This window comes from Pseudomonas sp. Z3-6 (assembly GCF_051131985.1).
Taxonomy (GTDB): Bacteria; Pseudomonadota; Gammaproteobacteria; order Pseudomonadales; family Pseudomonadaceae; genus Aquipseudomonas; species Aquipseudomonas zanjanensis.
In genome coordinates this window covers 2,679,131-2,694,432 of the sequence record NZ_CP071644.1, presented here as the reverse complement: position 1 = coordinate 2,694,432, position 15,302 = coordinate 2,679,131, and the positions used below count along the sequence as shown (strand labels likewise).

The 15,302-nt window shown below is 55.6% G+C and carries 12 protein-coding genes; 8 read left to right on the top strand and 4 right to left on the bottom strand.

From position 1 onward, the window contains the following. Window positions 1-45: 45 nt before the first annotated feature. Together J3P88_RS12405 and J3P88_RS12400 are read right to left on the bottom strand one after the other, a co-directional pair. Window positions 46-1,137 carry a VOC family protein gene (locus J3P88_RS12405; protein WP_434575555.1) on the bottom strand — a complete coding sequence of 364 codons (1,092 nt, stop codon included), beginning with the start codon at window positions 1,135-1,137 and terminating at the stop codon, window positions 46-48. Between the two features lie 84 nt (window positions 1,138-1,221). After that, window positions 1,222-1,836, bottom strand: a complete 615-nt coding sequence (locus J3P88_RS12400; RefSeq protein ID WP_434575553.1) for a TetR/AcrR family transcriptional regulator — start codon at window positions 1,834-1,836, stop codon at window positions 1,222-1,224. Window positions 1,837-2,092: 256 nt separating this feature from the next. On the opposite strand from J3P88_RS12400, the gene J3P88_RS12395 reads away from it, so the two are divergent. Continuing rightward, window positions 2,093-3,328: an NADH:flavin oxidoreductase/NADH oxidase family protein gene (locus J3P88_RS12395; RefSeq protein WP_434575551.1), complete on the top strand. Its 1,236-nt coding sequence runs from the start codon at window positions 2,093-2,095 to the stop codon at window positions 3,326-3,328. Between the two features lie 16 nt (window positions 3,329-3,344). Here the strand turns inward: J3P88_RS12395 and J3P88_RS12390 are convergent, their stop codons facing one another. Together J3P88_RS12390 and J3P88_RS12385 are read right to left on the bottom strand one after the other, a co-directional pair. Further along, complete coding sequence (locus J3P88_RS12390) at window positions 3,345-3,998, bottom strand: TetR/AcrR family transcriptional regulator (protein ID WP_434575549.1); 654 nt, start codon at window positions 3,996-3,998, stop codon at window positions 3,345-3,347. Window positions 3,999-4,000: 2 nt separating this feature from the next. After that, window positions 4,001-5,659 (bottom strand): bifunctional 3-(3-hydroxy-phenyl)propionate/3-hydroxycinnamic acid hydroxylase, encoded by a 1,659-nt coding sequence (locus tag J3P88_RS12385; RefSeq protein ID WP_434575547.1) that lies wholly within the window; start codon window positions 5,657-5,659, stop codon window positions 4,001-4,003. 1,824 nt (window positions 5,660-7,483) lie between these two features. Here J3P88_RS12385 and J3P88_RS12380 point away from each other — a divergent pair. The 7 genes from J3P88_RS12380 to J3P88_RS12350 all read left to right on the top strand — a co-directional run bounded on the left by J3P88_RS12380 (window position 7,484) and on the right by J3P88_RS12350 (window position 15,122). Beyond that, window positions 7,484-7,813 (top strand): AAA family ATPase, encoded by a 330-nt coding sequence (locus J3P88_RS12380; RefSeq protein WP_434575545.1) that lies wholly within the window; start codon window positions 7,484-7,486, stop codon window positions 7,811-7,813. Next, window positions 7,767-9,497 (top strand): ATP-dependent nuclease, encoded by a 1,731-nt coding sequence (locus tag J3P88_RS12375; RefSeq protein ID WP_434575543.1) that lies wholly within the window; start codon window positions 7,767-7,769, stop codon window positions 9,495-9,497. Before J3P88_RS12380 ends, J3P88_RS12375 begins: the two co-directional genes overlap by 47 nt. Window positions 9,498-9,636: 139 nt before the next feature. Next, window positions 9,637-10,182: a helix-turn-helix domain-containing protein gene (locus J3P88_RS12370; protein WP_434575541.1), complete on the top strand. Its 546-nt coding sequence runs from the start codon at window positions 9,637-9,639 to the stop codon at window positions 10,180-10,182. Window positions 10,183-10,282: 100 nt separating this feature from the next. Next, the gene (locus J3P88_RS12365; protein ID WP_434575539.1) at window positions 10,283-11,221 is read left to right on the top strand and encodes a serine/threonine dehydratase family protein; all 939 of its coding nucleotides are present in this window, start codon (window positions 10,283-10,285) and stop codon (window positions 11,219-11,221) included. A gap of 177 nt (window positions 11,222-11,398) precedes the next feature. Next, on the top strand, window positions 11,399-12,391 hold the full coding sequence (locus J3P88_RS12360; protein WP_434575537.1) for a SphA family protein: 993 nt from the start codon (window positions 11,399-11,401) through the stop codon (window positions 12,389-12,391). A 55-nt stretch (window positions 12,392-12,446) separates the two neighbouring features. Continuing rightward, window positions 12,447-13,628, top strand: a complete 1,182-nt coding sequence (locus tag J3P88_RS12355; protein ID WP_434575535.1) for an MFS transporter — start codon at window positions 12,447-12,449, stop codon at window positions 13,626-13,628. Window positions 13,629-13,676: 48 nt separating this feature from the next. Then, complete coding sequence (locus tag J3P88_RS12350; protein WP_434575533.1) at window positions 13,677-15,122, top strand: carotenoid oxygenase family protein; 1,446 nt, start codon at window positions 13,677-13,679, stop codon at window positions 15,120-15,122. Window positions 15,123-15,302: the final 180 nt, after the last annotated feature.

The window sequence follows — 15,302 nt, the reverse complement described above, 5'->3', positions numbered from 1 at the left end:
AGGCTGACTCGCCTTCGAGAGGAATGCGGCGGCTAGGCGACTACCCTAGGCAAACATTCGCAATAGGCTAGCGAGCTTGCGCAAGGTGACATCCGGGCTACGCCTGAGGTTGCGGAACAACATGCGCAGGTTGGGCAGACTCATTCGCGGCCGCGTAAAACGCTTTGGCATGCGTTGCCCCCACTGGGCCATTGCTTTGGCGCTTACGGCATGGACCCCACAAGGTTGAGTCACGGTAAAAACATCCCCATCACAGTAATGCTCATGCTTGTCGCCCCAGGGGTCCTGCCAATAATCGAAGATCTGACTGCCAAGGATATGGCGACCGATGCCCCAGGAGTGGTTCCAGCCCCGCTCCTGTAGCACCCGTTGGCCCATGCCGACCGCATCGGCATCGACAACTTCAAAGGCGCTGTGGCTGTAGGCGGCCATAAACCCCTGGGCTATAGCCAGCGTGTGATGGTCGGCCGGTGTTTCGCCCAGGTCTAGACGCAGAAAGCTGACAACGGGCGAGCCGTCGGATAAGACTTGCACATCGCTTGGGATGAGTCCGAAATGCTCGGTGTACCAGGCACAGGTTGCTTGATAATCGGCCACCTCAATGACAATGTGACCCAGCCTGAGCACTTGTGGCGGCTCGATCGGTGGCCGTTGAGTCGCGTTGATACGAGCGTGTTCCAGCGCCAGATTTAGCGGCAGCGCGGCCCTGTGCGGGAGGGGATCGGCATAGGTCTGGCCGTGGACCGCTTCAACGACGAAGCCGGAAGGATCCGTCAGTCTGACGCATCTCCCCCCGCCGGGATGCGAGAGATTTTCGACTGACGAGGCGCCAGGAACCAGCGCAAGGCGGTTCAGGTCTTGGAGGGTTTGGACGCTCAGTCCGATGCCGATGAAGCGCTCCTGTTTGGCTCGATGAACGCGATAGCAATAAGCCGTAGGTTCAGTCCCGCGCAGATAAAGCGTGCCTTCGGTTTGCTCAAGGACAGTCAAACCGAAGTCCGTCAGAAAGCGCGCGGTCTTGTCCAACGCCGGTCTTTCAAAGATCAAATGCGTCAGGCATTGCGCCTTCACCGTGGGGTTTGGATGGCGGGCGGGCTGCGGTGTTGCCAACAAGGGCACGACGTCTGTGCGGGTCATTATTTTTATTCTCCACAATCTTTTCTTGGGCAAAGCTTTGCCGTCACCCCTTGCCTGAAGGGCTGTCATTCATTGGGAAAAGCGCTAGTCGAGCGTGGGCAGCGCCGGTAACTCCTGAGTTGCCAACATTCGCGCCTCCTCGGGAGGCAGACCTAAGGCCCGAAGCACCAGCTCTGCGTTATCGGCACCGGCGTCACGCCACGTCCGGTGTCCTTCCAACACCAGGAAAATCGAGCCTAGGACACTGCTGGAAATCAGCGTCACGACCCCCACCAATTGCTCCTGCCGGAAGGTGTAGCGACCACCGGCCATACCCCTGAGAAGGTCTGTCATCGCCTGGCTTGCAAACATCTCACGCAAGGAAGCATGGCTGCTGGCGAAGCGGTGCAGGAAAGCTCCCCACTGAGGCTCCTCGTGGGCTCGTCGAATAAAAAAACGAATACCAAAGGCAAGCGCCTGCGCCGGATCGTCAAGGCTGTGAACGCATTTGCGTATACGCTCATGCATCTCTCGGCCAAGGTGGCTGGCGACCGCTTCGAACAGGCTCTCGATGTTTTTGATATTGCTGTACACCGTTCCGCGGGCCACGCCCGCTTCTTGTGCGAGATCAAGAATGTTGATCTGCGTGGTGCCTCTTTCAGCAAACAAGCGAAAGGCTGCTTGATGAATGCGACGTTGGGTCGGATTCAGGGTTTCCATATTCAATCTCCAGTACACCGATGGGTCAATTGAACACTCGTGTTCATTTTTCGTCAACCCCTCTTCGTCCAGTTGCAGCTGTGGATATTCGAGACTGCCGTGAAATCTCCACGCATCTCGTAGATAAACGCGTGACATCGTGAATCCCAGATTGACTAAATTGAACACTCATGTTCAATTTGAAGGTGCTCTGCCCTAAAATTTAGAAAGTTCAAGACATGGGGTGGCTGACTACTTATCGACGAAGGTGCTACTCATGATTCGCTCAAAGCTGTTCGAGCCGCTTCGGCTACCCAACGGTGCTGTGATACCCAATCGGATTGCTAAGGCGGCAATGGAAGAGAACCTAGCGGATAGTGACCACGCGCCAGGGGAGGCGTTGATGACGCTATATCGGCGCTGGGCGCAAGGCGGCGCGGGATTGATCATCACTGGTAACGTAATGGTCGACCGGTACGCATTGACGGGTCCTGCAGGTGTGGTGCTGGAAAATGACCGTTATCTGAGTCGGTTCAAGGATTGGGCCGAGACCTGTCGCAGCCGTGGTGCGCAAGCCTGGATGCAAATCAATCATCCCGGCCGCCAATTGCTCGCAGCGATGGGACAACCCGCGCGAGGCCCTTCTGCCGTGGCACTGAACATCCCGGGACTGTCCAAGGCCTTTGCCCAGCCGGAGGCATTGAGCGAGTTGCAAATAGAAATATTGATAGAGCGCTATGCCAATAGCGCGGTGTTGGCCGAAAAAGCCGGCTTCACTGGTGTCCAGGTTCACGCCGCCCACGGTTATCTTTTTAGCCAGTTCCTATCGCCGCTTACTAATCGACGCCTCGACCAGTGGGGCGGCAGCCTGGAAAATCGGGCGCGTATGCTGCTTCTAACCCTCGAGCAAATACGCAGCCGGGTCAAACCGGCATTCTGCATAGCCGTCAAACTCAACTCAGCCGACTTTCAGAGAGGCGGCTTCGGTGCAACCGATGCTGCCAAGGTTGTGCGGATGCTGAACGAGATGGCGGTAGACTTGGTTGAATTATCGGGTGGCAGTTACGAAAGTCCGGCCATGCAAGGCCAGACACGCGACGGCAGCACCCTCGCCCGTGAGGCCTACTTTCTGGAATTCGCCGAGCGCATAGGTGACGTTGCTTGCATGCCGTTGATGGTGACTGGTGGTGTGCGTAGAAAAGCCGTCGCTGAGCGAGTGGTGAGCGGGTCGGTTTCGATGGTAGGAATGGCCACGGCGTTGGCTGTCGAGCCTGAGCTACCGGGCCAGTGGGCGGCGGGGCGAGAATTGGATGTCTCTCCGATTGTTGTACCCTGGAAACACAAGGCATTGGCATCCATGGCAACGGCCGCTTTGGTCAAAAAACAGTTGGGGCTGTTGAGCCAAGGCAGGTCAACCGATCCCAAGGCATCCCCACTCGTGACGCTGCTCTCCAGCCAGTTAAAGGCTCGCCGGCAGACCCGAGTTTATCGGGAGTGGGTTGACCGAGCCTGACCAAGGTCTCGCTATGTCATGGCGGGGCAGGCAACGCTGCCTCGGCAATCTCCTTGGCCTTAGTGGAAGCGGCGCCCAGCGCCTTTAGAATCATCTCGGCAACACGGGCATCATGGCCGACTACGGCCCTGCCCTCCACCACCGCGCGCATCGCTCCGATTGTGCATGACAATACCAGGTCAAAGGCCGTGCTTTCTTCTTCATAAGCAAGCACGCCCTCGGCCAGCCCGGCCCTTAAATCTGTTTGCACATGAATCGCCAGCCTAGAGCGCATAGCACGGTCGAAATGGAAGACTCTCAACAATGCGCTGGCCCATTGAGGGTTATTGGACGCCCGGATAATGAACATCCGGACACCAATTGCCAATCGCTCGGCGCCACTAGGAACGTGTTGACTCAGGCTTGAGACGGCGTCTGAAAATTCAGTCGCCATCGCGATACCTACTGCTTCAACCATCTCGTCGCGGGTTCGGAAGTAGTTATAAATCGTGCCGTTAGAGACGTCTGCTTCTTCGGCAACTTCAAGCAATGCGATCTCGCCCAACTCTTTCCGAGAAAACAGCCGCAGTGCTGCATCCACCAACCCACGACGCGTACGCTCACGCTTTTTGTGGCCGCGGGAAAGAGGCGGTTCGGCCGTAGGTGGAGTGGGCTGGGTGGAAGGCGCCATATCTAAGCTCTTATTCCGATGGACATGTGCATGTTAGTGGAAAGATCCTGGATGTTGGAGTCGCGAACAACCCCGAGCACATCGAGGCACTCTTCGACCATCTTTGCAGCCTGATCCCCAGGGCTGTGGTGCATGATGATCCGGTCAGGGCGCACGGCCACCAATGTCCCGGTCTTCGCCAGCGGCAGGAAGGCATTGTTCAGGTCCTCCAAGAACGCTGAGCCCTGTTCTCGTGATTGTCCATGGGAACCAATATGCAGGAAAACGCCTCCCACCGAGGCCCAAAGATCAACATGACGTTGGTCCAGCAAGGTGCGCGGGTCAACGCCAAACCCAACCAATGTGAGTTGGTCCCCGAGACTGTCGTCGCTTAATTGGAACTGGCGGTTCGCATCCCGAACCCAGGCCTGTGGAAATAGTCCGCCACGGATCAGCTTGTCACCACGGCGATGGCACTGGAACAGGCCAGTCTTGAAAATGTTTTTTGGTTTGATGTCCAACTCTTCAAAAAAACGCCGGGTCGGCGGCGTCCATGACAGCGATCGCATCAGACCATGAATAAAGAAAGCGGCCAGCTTATTGCGAGGCATCACCAGGCGTGCCATCAGTTTCGCCATGTTGATCATTTGCTGTGCATGGGGACGACGTTCCGCGTCGTAGGAGGCCAGAACAGCGCTGGACGCCTGACCGCGAAGCACCCAGGCCAACTTCCACGCAAGGTTGGCAGCATCGCGCAGACCGGTAACCAGACCTTGCCCAACGAAAGGCGGCGTGATGTGAGCCGCATCGCCAACGAGAAATGCCCGCCCTTTCTGGAAGCTCTTGCAGCAACGCGCATGGAAGCGATAGACAGCCTTGCGCTCGATTTGCACTTCTTCGGTGGATGACCAAGGCAACAGCAGCTTGGCAACGTTCTCGGGTTTCTCCATTTCCTCACGCTTTTCCCCGGGTTGCAGCATGAACTCCCATCGCTCCCGTCCACCTGGGCCAGGCATGTGAGGTGTAGGTCGTTGTGGATTGCATAGAAATTCAACATGATTGATCGCCGTGCGATGCCGATTGCAGGCATCGACAATGAGCCAATCCTCCGCATAGGTGCTTCCCTGAAAATCTTGACCTATCAGCGTCCGAACTTTGGAGCTGGCGCCATCTGCTCCTACGAGATACTTGGCTCGAATGGCGTAGGTTTGACCGTCCTCACCGATCACAGAAGCTGTGACACCCTCCTCGTCTTCAATGAAACCTTCTAGCGCCATCCCTCCCATGCTGCTAACTGAGTCGAAAGTGCCATATCGCGCTCGCATCGCGTGCTCGAGATCTGGCTGGTAGAACGTCACAAGCTTCGGATGCCCGTCGAGGCTGCCACTGGTATTGGCTCGAGAAAACTGACCAAGCACCGGTGAATGCATACGGACTTCAGGAATCAGGACCTTCTCGAAGGCGTCCTCGGCCAGGCCAGCCAACTGCAGAATGCGCAGAGCCTCGTTATCCAAGACGATGGCTCTGGGCATGAGTACGACGTCGTGGGTTTTATCCAGTACCAGCGTCCTGACGCCATATCGCCCCAGTAGCGCGGCAAGTGTTGCACCAACCGGGCCATTACCAACCACTAACACATCAACCAAAAGGGGGGGCTGCTTGGGTGGGTTCTTATTGTTCATCTCGAGCTCTTCTTATTGGGGAGAGGCCGACTGCCCGAAGGACATGTCGTGAAGCTGGAACAGGTTATCCGCAAATGACCAAATCCTCAATATTGATAATGTGATCATTTCTGGCTAGTAACCCGTTCCGCTCGAAGGAGGGTTCGTCGGCAGCAAGGATCGTTGCAAACTGGTGTCACGAGCCATCGTTTTAGGGGACGCCTGAAATAAAACTTCGGACCTGAAGGCGTCGTTGGCGCCCCTAACCGGCTATTAGCCGCCTGTTCCGAAGAGCAGCTAGGCGATGATCAACCATTGTAATGATGACGCGTCGTGTTGCCCGTGGAGGCCGGCAGGGCTCATCTCGCTACGAGCGAGCACGCACCGACCGAGTCGTCGACTCCTTTTGAGCATTTTGCGGACATGCTCCCCAGTGGACTGGTTATGCCTAAAATTCTCCGAAATCTAACATCCGCTCCGACCATGTTGACCTAAGCACGCGCTAGATTGGGAGTGGCGGAATGCATGTACACATTAGTGAGCTTCACCAGGAAAAGCAGGAAAAGCAGGAAAAGCAGCGTCAACGCAAACCCAAACCTCCTGCAATCAAGAGTGAGATTCAATCCAAGTTCTCGACCGTGCCCTTCCACCCGCTGCGAATAACGCAGAGACAAACTCACCTACAGTCGGAAGAGTGATTGAAGCTCCGTCTCAATTGATCACGCCCCACACCCTGGTGAGTCAATGGTTAAAACGTGCAATAGCCAGCAAAGCTCAAAGAGGGCTACCTGATTAGGCGAGCCTGATCAGTTTTTGCACCGCTCAAATCCGTGTAGCGGGTCTGTCGCTGACCGGAAAACGCTGATACGGGGCTGCTTGCCCGCCCAAGAAAAGCAGAAGTACCAGCTCTCGGTGCATTTCGTATTCACGAAAAGCGCAAGGCCATCAAAGTAGGAAGGGTATAGTTTTTGGCGCGAGGTTTAGCGTGCCGGACCGCCGTATTGATAAGGACCATCGTGCTAACTCCGCTCATATGAATGAAGGAGTGTTGTAAAGTATTCAGAGTGCCAAGCAGCTCTAAAAACTGACTTACCAAGCGTCGAATTGATGCACTAAAAAATGTACTAAAAAATCGTGGATATTGATGTGTCAGAATGGATTTTACTGGAACGAAAAAAGAGACCGAAGTCTCTTTTTTTGGTTTCTACATACTTCAATGGAAGCCTATAGAAAAATAATTGGAGCGGGAAACGAGACTCGTAGCTGATGTCCGACTCATTGAAATCTAAGGGGTTTCTTTTCTTGCCTGAGCAGGAAAAGACTTAACTCTGGACTTGTTTTTAAGGAGTATCAAGGGCCAAGAAAGCGGGATTTCGGGCTGTGCCATTTCCTTCGCCATAGCCAACCGGACTGGACGCGTCCCGTCAGGGAATTTACTCATTTCTCCTTGGCTACCAGATTGGTCGTCGAGCTGCTCCCGCTGTAGCGCCTCTCGATGAGCTCAATGACCCCTTATCTTGAAACTGCATCAGCCAAAGCCGCACACAATCAACGATTCGCTGGCGTTGCCATCTAACGTCTGGGCGATCGCTCAAAGGGCTGCTTTCGGGCCAGAAGCGGTCTCTGATTCTGGTCGGTATCCACCTGCTAAAGCTACACGCGCTTGGGACATTACTATTCTCCCCTTTGGAATCTAGCCAAGTCCTCCAGCTCCTACCCGCCCTTGAACGGCTTTCCGGGGCGAACCCCATTACATCCTACGGAGCCCTTCGTCCCCCTTCTCTTCTTGAAGGGCAGTAGGATATTGTTCGCCTAGGATAATCCACATACGTTGAAAAGGAATTGATGATGCGTTTAAGCAAGGTAAGAGTTCAGAACTACCGAAGTATCATTGATACAGGCGAATTCGATATTGAGCAATTAAAGACAATTTTGGTTGGCCCAAACGAGGCAGGTAAAACGGCGATCCTCCAAGCCATTCAGCAAATCAATCCGCCAGAGAATGTCAAGAAATTCGTTCCGCTCCGTGACTTCCCTCGATCATTGTACACTCAAATATCCAGAGGAGATCTAGATCCTGAAGATGTGGACGTTGTCACGGCAACCTTTAAGCTAGACCCTAAAGACATTGAACGCGCACCTGAACAAATTAGAAACTCTTTCAATCAGCTATGAGTTCACGAGAAAGCTTGATAACTCAGCGAGTCACCGACTCATCGGCGTCCACCCCCCTACTTATAACGACATCAAGCCCGACTTGATAAGGTTGACCGCCCACCTCGACAGAGATGCCGCCTCAGGGGATATTAAGGAGCATACTGAAAGTCTGAATAAGATCACCAAAAGCTGGAGTATATACAAAAATCTGGCGAAGGATGCAGGCACTCTTAAGACATGGCTCGAAGAGGTTCTTCCCTATGTAGACGAGGATGAAGCAAAAGAGAATGAGCGCTGGAAGAAACTCGACGGGATACTGAACTATGCGGCGGCGCTCCAAGAATACTTAAACAACATATATAAAAACATCCCCGTCTTTGTGCTTTACAGCAATTATTTTCGTGTCAAACCTATTATTCATTTGGGAAGTCTGGCAAAGAGGCTTGAGTCAAATATTCTTGATGATGACAATTACGACTATGGAAACAATTGTCTATTAAAGCTGCTTGGATTCACGGCACAAGAGCTGTCAGAACTCGGTAAAGCTTCTGAACCAAGCCATACTACCTCCAATCTCGATGAATATCGCGAAAAACTGGACCGGCGCAGCTATGAGCTTAATGCGGCGAGCGTGGAACTTACTCAGCAGATCATCAAGGTATGGAATCCGGACGAGAGTAAAGGCGAAGCCAGCAAACTCAAGCTTACGGCTGATGGGCAATATCTGAAGGTCGTTGTGGAAGACAACATTGGCGTGGAGATCGAACTCGATCAACGGTCAGAAGGCTTCCAATGGTTGGTGTCGTTTTTTGTCGTTTTCTTTGCAGAGGCTAAAGGCAAACACAAGAACACAATCCTGTTGCTCGATGAGCCAGGCGTGAGCCTCCATGCGCTGAAGCAACGTGAGTTCCGGAAAACCATTTCCCTGCTTGCCAATGAAAACCAAACTATCTACTCCACCCATTCCCCTTTCTTGGTGGGGCCGGACGAGCTCGACATCGTTAGAGTCGTGGAGCTGACGGACAGAACGGTAGGAACCAAGGTCCATACTACGGTTTCATCAAGTGACCCGGCTGCATTACTACCGCTGCAGGAAGCACTCGGCTACGACCTGGCCCAGAGTCTATTTGCAAATCAACGTAACCTTATCCTTGAGGGGCTGACGGACTATTGGTACATCGAAGGTATCGCCAACCTGCTTACGGAGGCGGGGAAAGTGTCCCTGAATGATAAGATCGCACTGGTACCCGCTAACACTGCCAGCAAAATTGTCTATTTCGCTACCATCTTGACCTCTCACAACCTCAAAGTCGCCGCGTTGCTAGACTCAGACAATGCCGGCGATCAAGCGGCCCAACAGGAGATTCTGGTACACCGTTTGGGTAATAAAAGGATTCTGCGCACGTCAGATTTCACCATACCTAAAATCGAGAGGGCCGAGATCGAAGACCTAATTCGGGACACGCTCGTCCTAGTGGCAAGTTCTGAACTGGGCTGGGATATATCAGCGGCTTTAGCCAGTGCTCCTGATAAGCCAATTATCGATCTATTCCAGAAAGTCATTGGTAAGGACTTTTCAAAATACAAACTCTCTAAGGCCTTCTTGAGATGGTCGAGAGACCACATTGCCTCAGATCTTACGAAACCAGAGATTGAAGGGTGCACTCGTTTAATCAATGCTATAAACAGCGCTCTCAAATAGTTAAGTGTGTCGGCTCACGTTTATGTTCGTGGGCCGGCAAGCACTCAGCACTAGCTAACTGACAACTTACGAACGCCCGAGTATTCCATTTCCGAAATCGCCAACGGCCACGTTACCGGCCGATTCAGTCCTAGCAGGAATGCGTGCTGACCTTGCGCTCAGTGACGCACTTGAAGAGAAGCTCGAGTCGATTTCGCTCCTGGTGGACTATCCGACACTCTCCAAAGAGGGCCAGCCTCTGCGTAGCAGCACAGCGCTTTACCGTGACCTAAACGGTAAGGCGTTTGCGGCCTTATGCATCAACGTGGACCAGGCATCGGTCGTCGATGCTCTCAACGTGCTGCAGGCGTTGGTTGGCCATCCGGAGAGTAGTGCTCACCCTCCAGCTGCGGTTACTCAAGCGCCTGACATAGCCGAACCGGCCCATCACACCCATCAGACCATTGACGAGTTGATGCGCGAAATTATTCGTGGCGCCACTGAGCTCAGTCCGGGCACGGGCCGTACCGATATCAAGCGAGCCAACCTATTGGCTGTATCGGAAATGCAAGATAAAGGAATCTTTTTGATCAAGGGCGGCGTGGAAAAGGCTGCCGCTGCCTTGGGCGTAACCCGTTACTCGGTTTACAACTACCTTGCAGAGCTGAAAGGTACGGATCGGTCAGGCCGTCATTTCGAGCGATGAAAGAACGCGGTGATAAATCAGTCTCGTCTGTTGATCAGGCGCGAAGCATTAATAAAAGCGTATGCCTTGGCCTGAACGTGGCCCACGTGGAGAGCACAGCATGTCCCTGAGTATCAAAACACCGCTTCTCGAATCCCTGCCATTGAGTCAGATCAGTGGCACCAGGATCTGGATGAAAATGGAGGCCCTGCAGCCTTCCGGCTCTTTCAAAATCAGGGGTATTGGGCATGCCTGCGAACAGCACCATGCACGCGGTGCCAAACGCTTCCTTTCCTCGTCCGGAGGCAACGCGGGCTTGGCGGTGGCCTACGCAGGCCGCCGTCTTGGCCTGCCAGTGATCGTGGTTGTGCCTGAAACAACGTCAGAGCGTGCAAGGCATCTCCTCGCGCTGGAAAATGCCGAAGTTATTGTCCATGGCAGATCTTGGTTCGAGGCCAATGAGCTCGCTCGATCCCTACTGACCCCTGCAGACGCATTCTTGCACCCCTTCGACGATCCTTTGTTGTGGGAAGGTCATGCGTCGATGATCGATGAGGTCTTAGCGGACGGCGTGATCCCGGATGCAGTGATTCTATCGGTGGGAGGTGGGGGACTTATCGCCGGTGTCGATGAAGGACTGCGCCGAAACGGACTCACCCAGGTACCGATTTTTGCAGTCGAAACTGAAGGTATGGCTTCGTACAGTGCCTCTTTGAATGCGGGCCATCTGGTCGAGCTGCCAGCTCTGTCCGGCGTTGCGACGTCACTGGGCGCGCGCCAGGTCTGCACTCGAGCGTTCGAACTATCCAAGGAGCGCCCGGTTTATTCGGTATTGGTCACTGACCTACAAGCCGTCAACGCATGCCTGACGTTTCTGGATGACCACCGTTCTCTTGTCGAACCCGCTTGTGGCGCCTCACTCGCGGTCGTTTACGGAAATACGCTTGACCTTAAAGGCTTCCAAAACGTGGTGGTAGTCGTCTGTGGTGGCTCGACAGCAACTGTCGGCTCCTTGAAGGGGTACGGAATTAAAGCTGATACGCCTGGCTCGGCGAGTTAGCCGAAGCTGTCGCGGCCATTCGCTGAAGCCTGGCCCGCGTTGAGGATCATCGCCCCCTTCATGGCACGCTCAGTCAACTCTGGCCGTTGCGCTCAAGCATCACCCACCACCGGGACTTAAAGTCGAAGTGCCAGGGGACATTCCCCCGCTCACAATTCCAAGAATAGAGCCACTTCAATGAGCCTGACCAAATCCCTGCCAGCGTGCCTGGCACTCAGCTTCGCGTCATTTGCCGCCCATGCAGCCGACGGCCCTCCTCCACCTTCCGTAAGCCAACCCAGCGGTATCAACTTGGGCGGCACCAGCTTCTACGACGGGTTTGCAGGGCCACCCGGGCTGACTCACCAGACCTACCTGAAATTCAGCACCGCCAGCAGCATCAGGACCAACGGTGGCAAGAATAACGCCGCCTTCGATGATCCGAAGATCAACGTCATCACGATGATCAATCAACTGAGCTACTACTCACCCGACACCTTCGCAGGGGGCGCACACCTGGGTTGGAGCCTGTTGGTGCCCGTGGTTTCCCTAGACGGCGACTTCGGTGACAACGGCGCCAAGCTCAAGGACAACGCTACCGGCCTGGGCGATGTCACGGTCGGGCCCCAGGTCCAGTTCGATCCGATCATCGACGCCAATGGCCGGCCGGTTTTCGTGCAGCGCATGGCCTTCGACACTATTCTGCCAACAGGCAAGTATGACAAAGACAAAGACCTGAACCCCGGGTCCAACCACTTCTCGCTGAACCCCTACTGGGCGGCGACCTGGATGCCTGCGCCTCGCTGGGAAGTGAGCTGGCGGCTGAACTACCTGTACAACTTCAAGAACGACGACCCTGCGAGCAGTTCGCAGCAGTTCTTTGAAGGGCAAGCGGTGCGTGACACCCAGTCAGGACAGTCGGCATGGGCCAACTTCACCGCCTCGTACGAGGTGTTTCCGAAGGTCTCGGTCGGCATCAACGGCTACTACTTCCGGCAGATTTCGGATGACAAGGTCAACGGCAACACCCTGACCGACTCCCGGGAGAAGGTGCTGGGCTTTGGTCCGGGCCTGTTCTGGAAAATCACCGAAGACAAAGCCTTCTGGCTCAACACCTATAAAGAAACCGGCGTCGAGAATCGCTCCCGGGCGGATTACCAGGTGCAGGTTCGCTACGTTCACAAGTTCTGATTGACGTGTAGGCCAGCTCACGCATGGGCGGGCTCTTTACTTGAGGTGATGCTTCATGAACGCACTCGACTCCATCGACAGCAAAAAATCACTGGGTGCCATCTGCCTGATGATGGTCATTTCCCTGGGGACACTGCAGATCCAGCCAATCCTGGGCGGTGCCCTGATCGACCAGCTCGGCCTGCCACTCAATGCAATCGGCGCAATCTTCGCTGCGGAGCTCATTGCGATGGCCATCGCCTGCGGCGTTTGCGCCCTGTTCATGGCGAGCGTCGACCGGCGCCGTTTCGCCCTGGTGGCCTTGTTGGTCCTGGCATTGGGTAACCTGGTCAGCACGCAGATCTACAGCCAGGCCGGCCTGCTTATCTCCAGAATGATCTGCGGAGCCAGCGGCGGCGCGGTCATGGCAGTTGTCTACGCTACCGCAGCGCTGCGCACGTCCAAGGATACGACCTTCGCGGTCATCAACATCGGCAACCTGCTGTGGGGGATGTTGCTGGTGACCTCCATGCCGTTGATCCTGAAATCATTCGGTGTGAACGGCGCGTTTGTATTGTTGGCGATCACCAGTGCGCTCGCCGCGACGGGGTGCTGGAGGGTGCCTGAACGCTACCCGCAAGCCCATCGCGTGAGCAGCGGCGCGATCCCGCCCTTCGGCCTCACATCGATCCTGTTGATCCTGCTCTTTGCGCTGCTGTTTTTCGGTCACTCGGCCCTATGGGTGTACCAGGAACGCATCGGCAAGAGCATCGGCCTGGAGCCCCAGCAGATTGGCGGCATCCTCGGCGGCAGCATCCTTGCCGGTGCCCTTGGCGCCGGTTTGGCCGGGCTGATCGGGCGGCGTCTGGGCTTGCTGTTTCCGCAACTGTTGAGCTTCGGCACGGCATTGCTGGCGACCTTGATCATGGTCTATGGCACCAGCCCCGTGGCGTTTGTCACCACGGCCTGCCTGATCCATATGGTCTGGTTTTTCAGCCTGCCCTACCTGCTTTCCATGGCGGCGGAACTGGACCCTTCCGGTCGATTGGCGGGCCTGGGTAACGCCGCCATTTTCGTCGGCCAGGGGCTGGGGCCGTTCGGGGCCGCGCTGGTCGTCGGCGAAGGACACTTCCGGGCGGTTGGATGGCTAGCCGCTTGCGCCTACTTGCTAGCCTTGGTGGTCTCGTGCCTGGTCGTTGCCCGCTTTCGGCGCGGCGTAAAACCGCCCGGGCCGGCCATGTCTGCGCAATCGGCCTGATGCCGCACCTTGCAAACGAATTAAACCGCACATTAATGAGATTGCCAGATGACTATTCCCTATCCCCAGACCCCTGAGTTTTGCGGCGCGCTCTACGCACCCAGCCGGGTGGAAGCAGACGTGTTTGACCTGGAAATTGAAGGCACCCTTCCCGCTTCGATCCACGGGACGTTTTATCAAGTCGCGCCAGACCCGCAGTACCCCCCCATGCTGGGCACCGATATCTTTTTCAACGGTGACGGCATGGTTAGCCGTTTCCATTTTGTCAACGGCAAGGTCTCGCTGCGACGCCGCTACGTCAAGACCGATCGCCTGCTGGCCCAGCGCCGGGAAGGTCGCTCGCTCAATGGCGTCTATCGCAACGCTTTCACCAATGACCCGCTTGCGGCGAAGAACAACACTACGGCCAATACCACCGTCATCCCGCACAACGGTGTGCTGCTGGCCCTCAAGGAGGATGCCCTGCCCTGGGCGTTGGATCCCGAAACATTGGAGACCCTGGGCGAATGGACTTTTGACGGGCAGATCAAATCCGCAACCTTCACGGCCCATCCCAAGCTCGATCCGGTGACGGGCAATCTCCTGGCCTTCAGCTATGAAGCCAAGGGCGACGGTACGCCTGACCTGGCCTACTTCGAACTTTCGCCGGACGGAAAACTGCTGCACGAGATCTGGTTCCAGGCCCCTTACGCGGCCATGGTGCACGATTTCGCGGTGACCGAACGGTACGTGGTGTTCCCGTTGATTCCGTTGACGGTGGACGTCGAGCGCATGAAAAACGGCGGGCCGCATTTCCAGTGGCAACCCGAACTGCCTCAACTGTTCGCCATCGTGCCGCGCCACGGTAACGCGCAAGATGTGCGCTGGTTCAAGGGGCCCAAGGACGGTTTCCAAGGGCATACGCTCAATGCGTTCGACGAAAACGGCAAGGTGTACGTGGACATGCCGGTCACCGGCGGGAATATCTTCTACTTCTTCCCCCAGGCCGACGGCTACGTACCACCGCCCGAAACCCTGGCCGCCAGCCTGATGCGCTGGACCTTCGACCTAAACGGCACCGAGGAGGATGTCCAACCGCAGCCACTGACGGAATACCCCTGCGAGTTTCCACGGTGTGATGATCGCTACATCGGTCGAAAGTACCAGCATGGTTTCCTGCTCGCCTTTGATCCTGGGCGCCCTTACAACCCAGCAAATGGGCCGATACCCTTCCAGTTTTTCAACCTGCTGGTCCATTTGGACATGAAGACAGGCATCACCGACGCCTGGTTTCCTGGTGACAGCGGCTGCTTCCAGGAACCCATCTTCATACCGCGCTCGGCGGATGCAGAGGAAGCCGATGGCTACGTGGTCGCCCTGCTCAATCTTATCGCCGAGGAGCGTAGTGAACTGGTGGTGCTGGATTCTCGTGACATGGCCAGTGGGCCTATTGCCCGGATCAGGATTCCCTTCCGGATGCGCATGTCGCTGCATGGCTGCTGGGCACCGAGCTAGTAAACGCAAATCCTCTGTGGGAGCGGACTTTCGCTCCCACAGATTTAGATCCCTCTTCCGTACCTCTTACGACACCCAGCCATCTGCGGTTGGCTGCCGGCTGCCTCTCCCTTTGCTCCTCAGGTCCGCCAAAGGGACAGCCTCGGCAAAATATACATAAATTCCATATTTTAGGATTTT

Excerpts from the sequence above, each read along its gene's own strand:
- J3P88_RS12405 (WP_434575555.1), bottom strand. The coding sequence starts at position 1,137 with ATGACCCGCACAGACGTCGTGCCCTTGTTGGCAACACCGCAGCCCGCC.
- J3P88_RS12400 (WP_434575553.1), bottom strand. The coding sequence starts at position 1,836 with ATGGAAACCCTGAATCCGACCCAACGTCGCATTCATCAAGCAGCCTTT.
- J3P88_RS12395 (WP_434575551.1), top strand. The coding sequence starts at position 2,093 with ATGATTCGCTCAAAGCTGTTCGAGCCGCTTCGGCTACCCAACGGTGCT.
- J3P88_RS12390 (WP_434575549.1), bottom strand. The coding sequence starts at position 3,998 with ATGGCGCCTTCCACCCAGCCCACTCCACCTACGGCCGAACCGCCTCTT.
- J3P88_RS12385 (WP_434575547.1), bottom strand. The coding sequence starts at position 5,659 with ATGAACAATAAGAACCCACCCAAGCAGCCCCCCCTTTTGGTTGATGTG.
- J3P88_RS12380 (WP_434575545.1), top strand. The coding sequence starts at position 7,484 with ATGATGCGTTTAAGCAAGGTAAGAGTTCAGAACTACCGAAGTATCATT.
- J3P88_RS12370 (WP_434575541.1), top strand. The coding sequence starts at position 9,637 with ATGCGTGCTGACCTTGCGCTCAGTGACGCACTTGAAGAGAAGCTCGAG.
- J3P88_RS12365 (WP_434575539.1), top strand. The coding sequence starts at position 10,283 with ATGTCCCTGAGTATCAAAACACCGCTTCTCGAATCCCTGCCATTGAGT.
- J3P88_RS12360 (WP_434575537.1), top strand. The coding sequence starts at position 11,399 with ATGAGCCTGACCAAATCCCTGCCAGCGTGCCTGGCACTCAGCTTCGCG.
- J3P88_RS12355 (WP_434575535.1), top strand. The coding sequence starts at position 12,447 with ATGAACGCACTCGACTCCATCGACAGCAAAAAATCACTGGGTGCCATC.
- J3P88_RS12350 (WP_434575533.1), top strand. The coding sequence starts at position 13,677 with ATGACTATTCCCTATCCCCAGACCCCTGAGTTTTGCGGCGCGCTCTAC.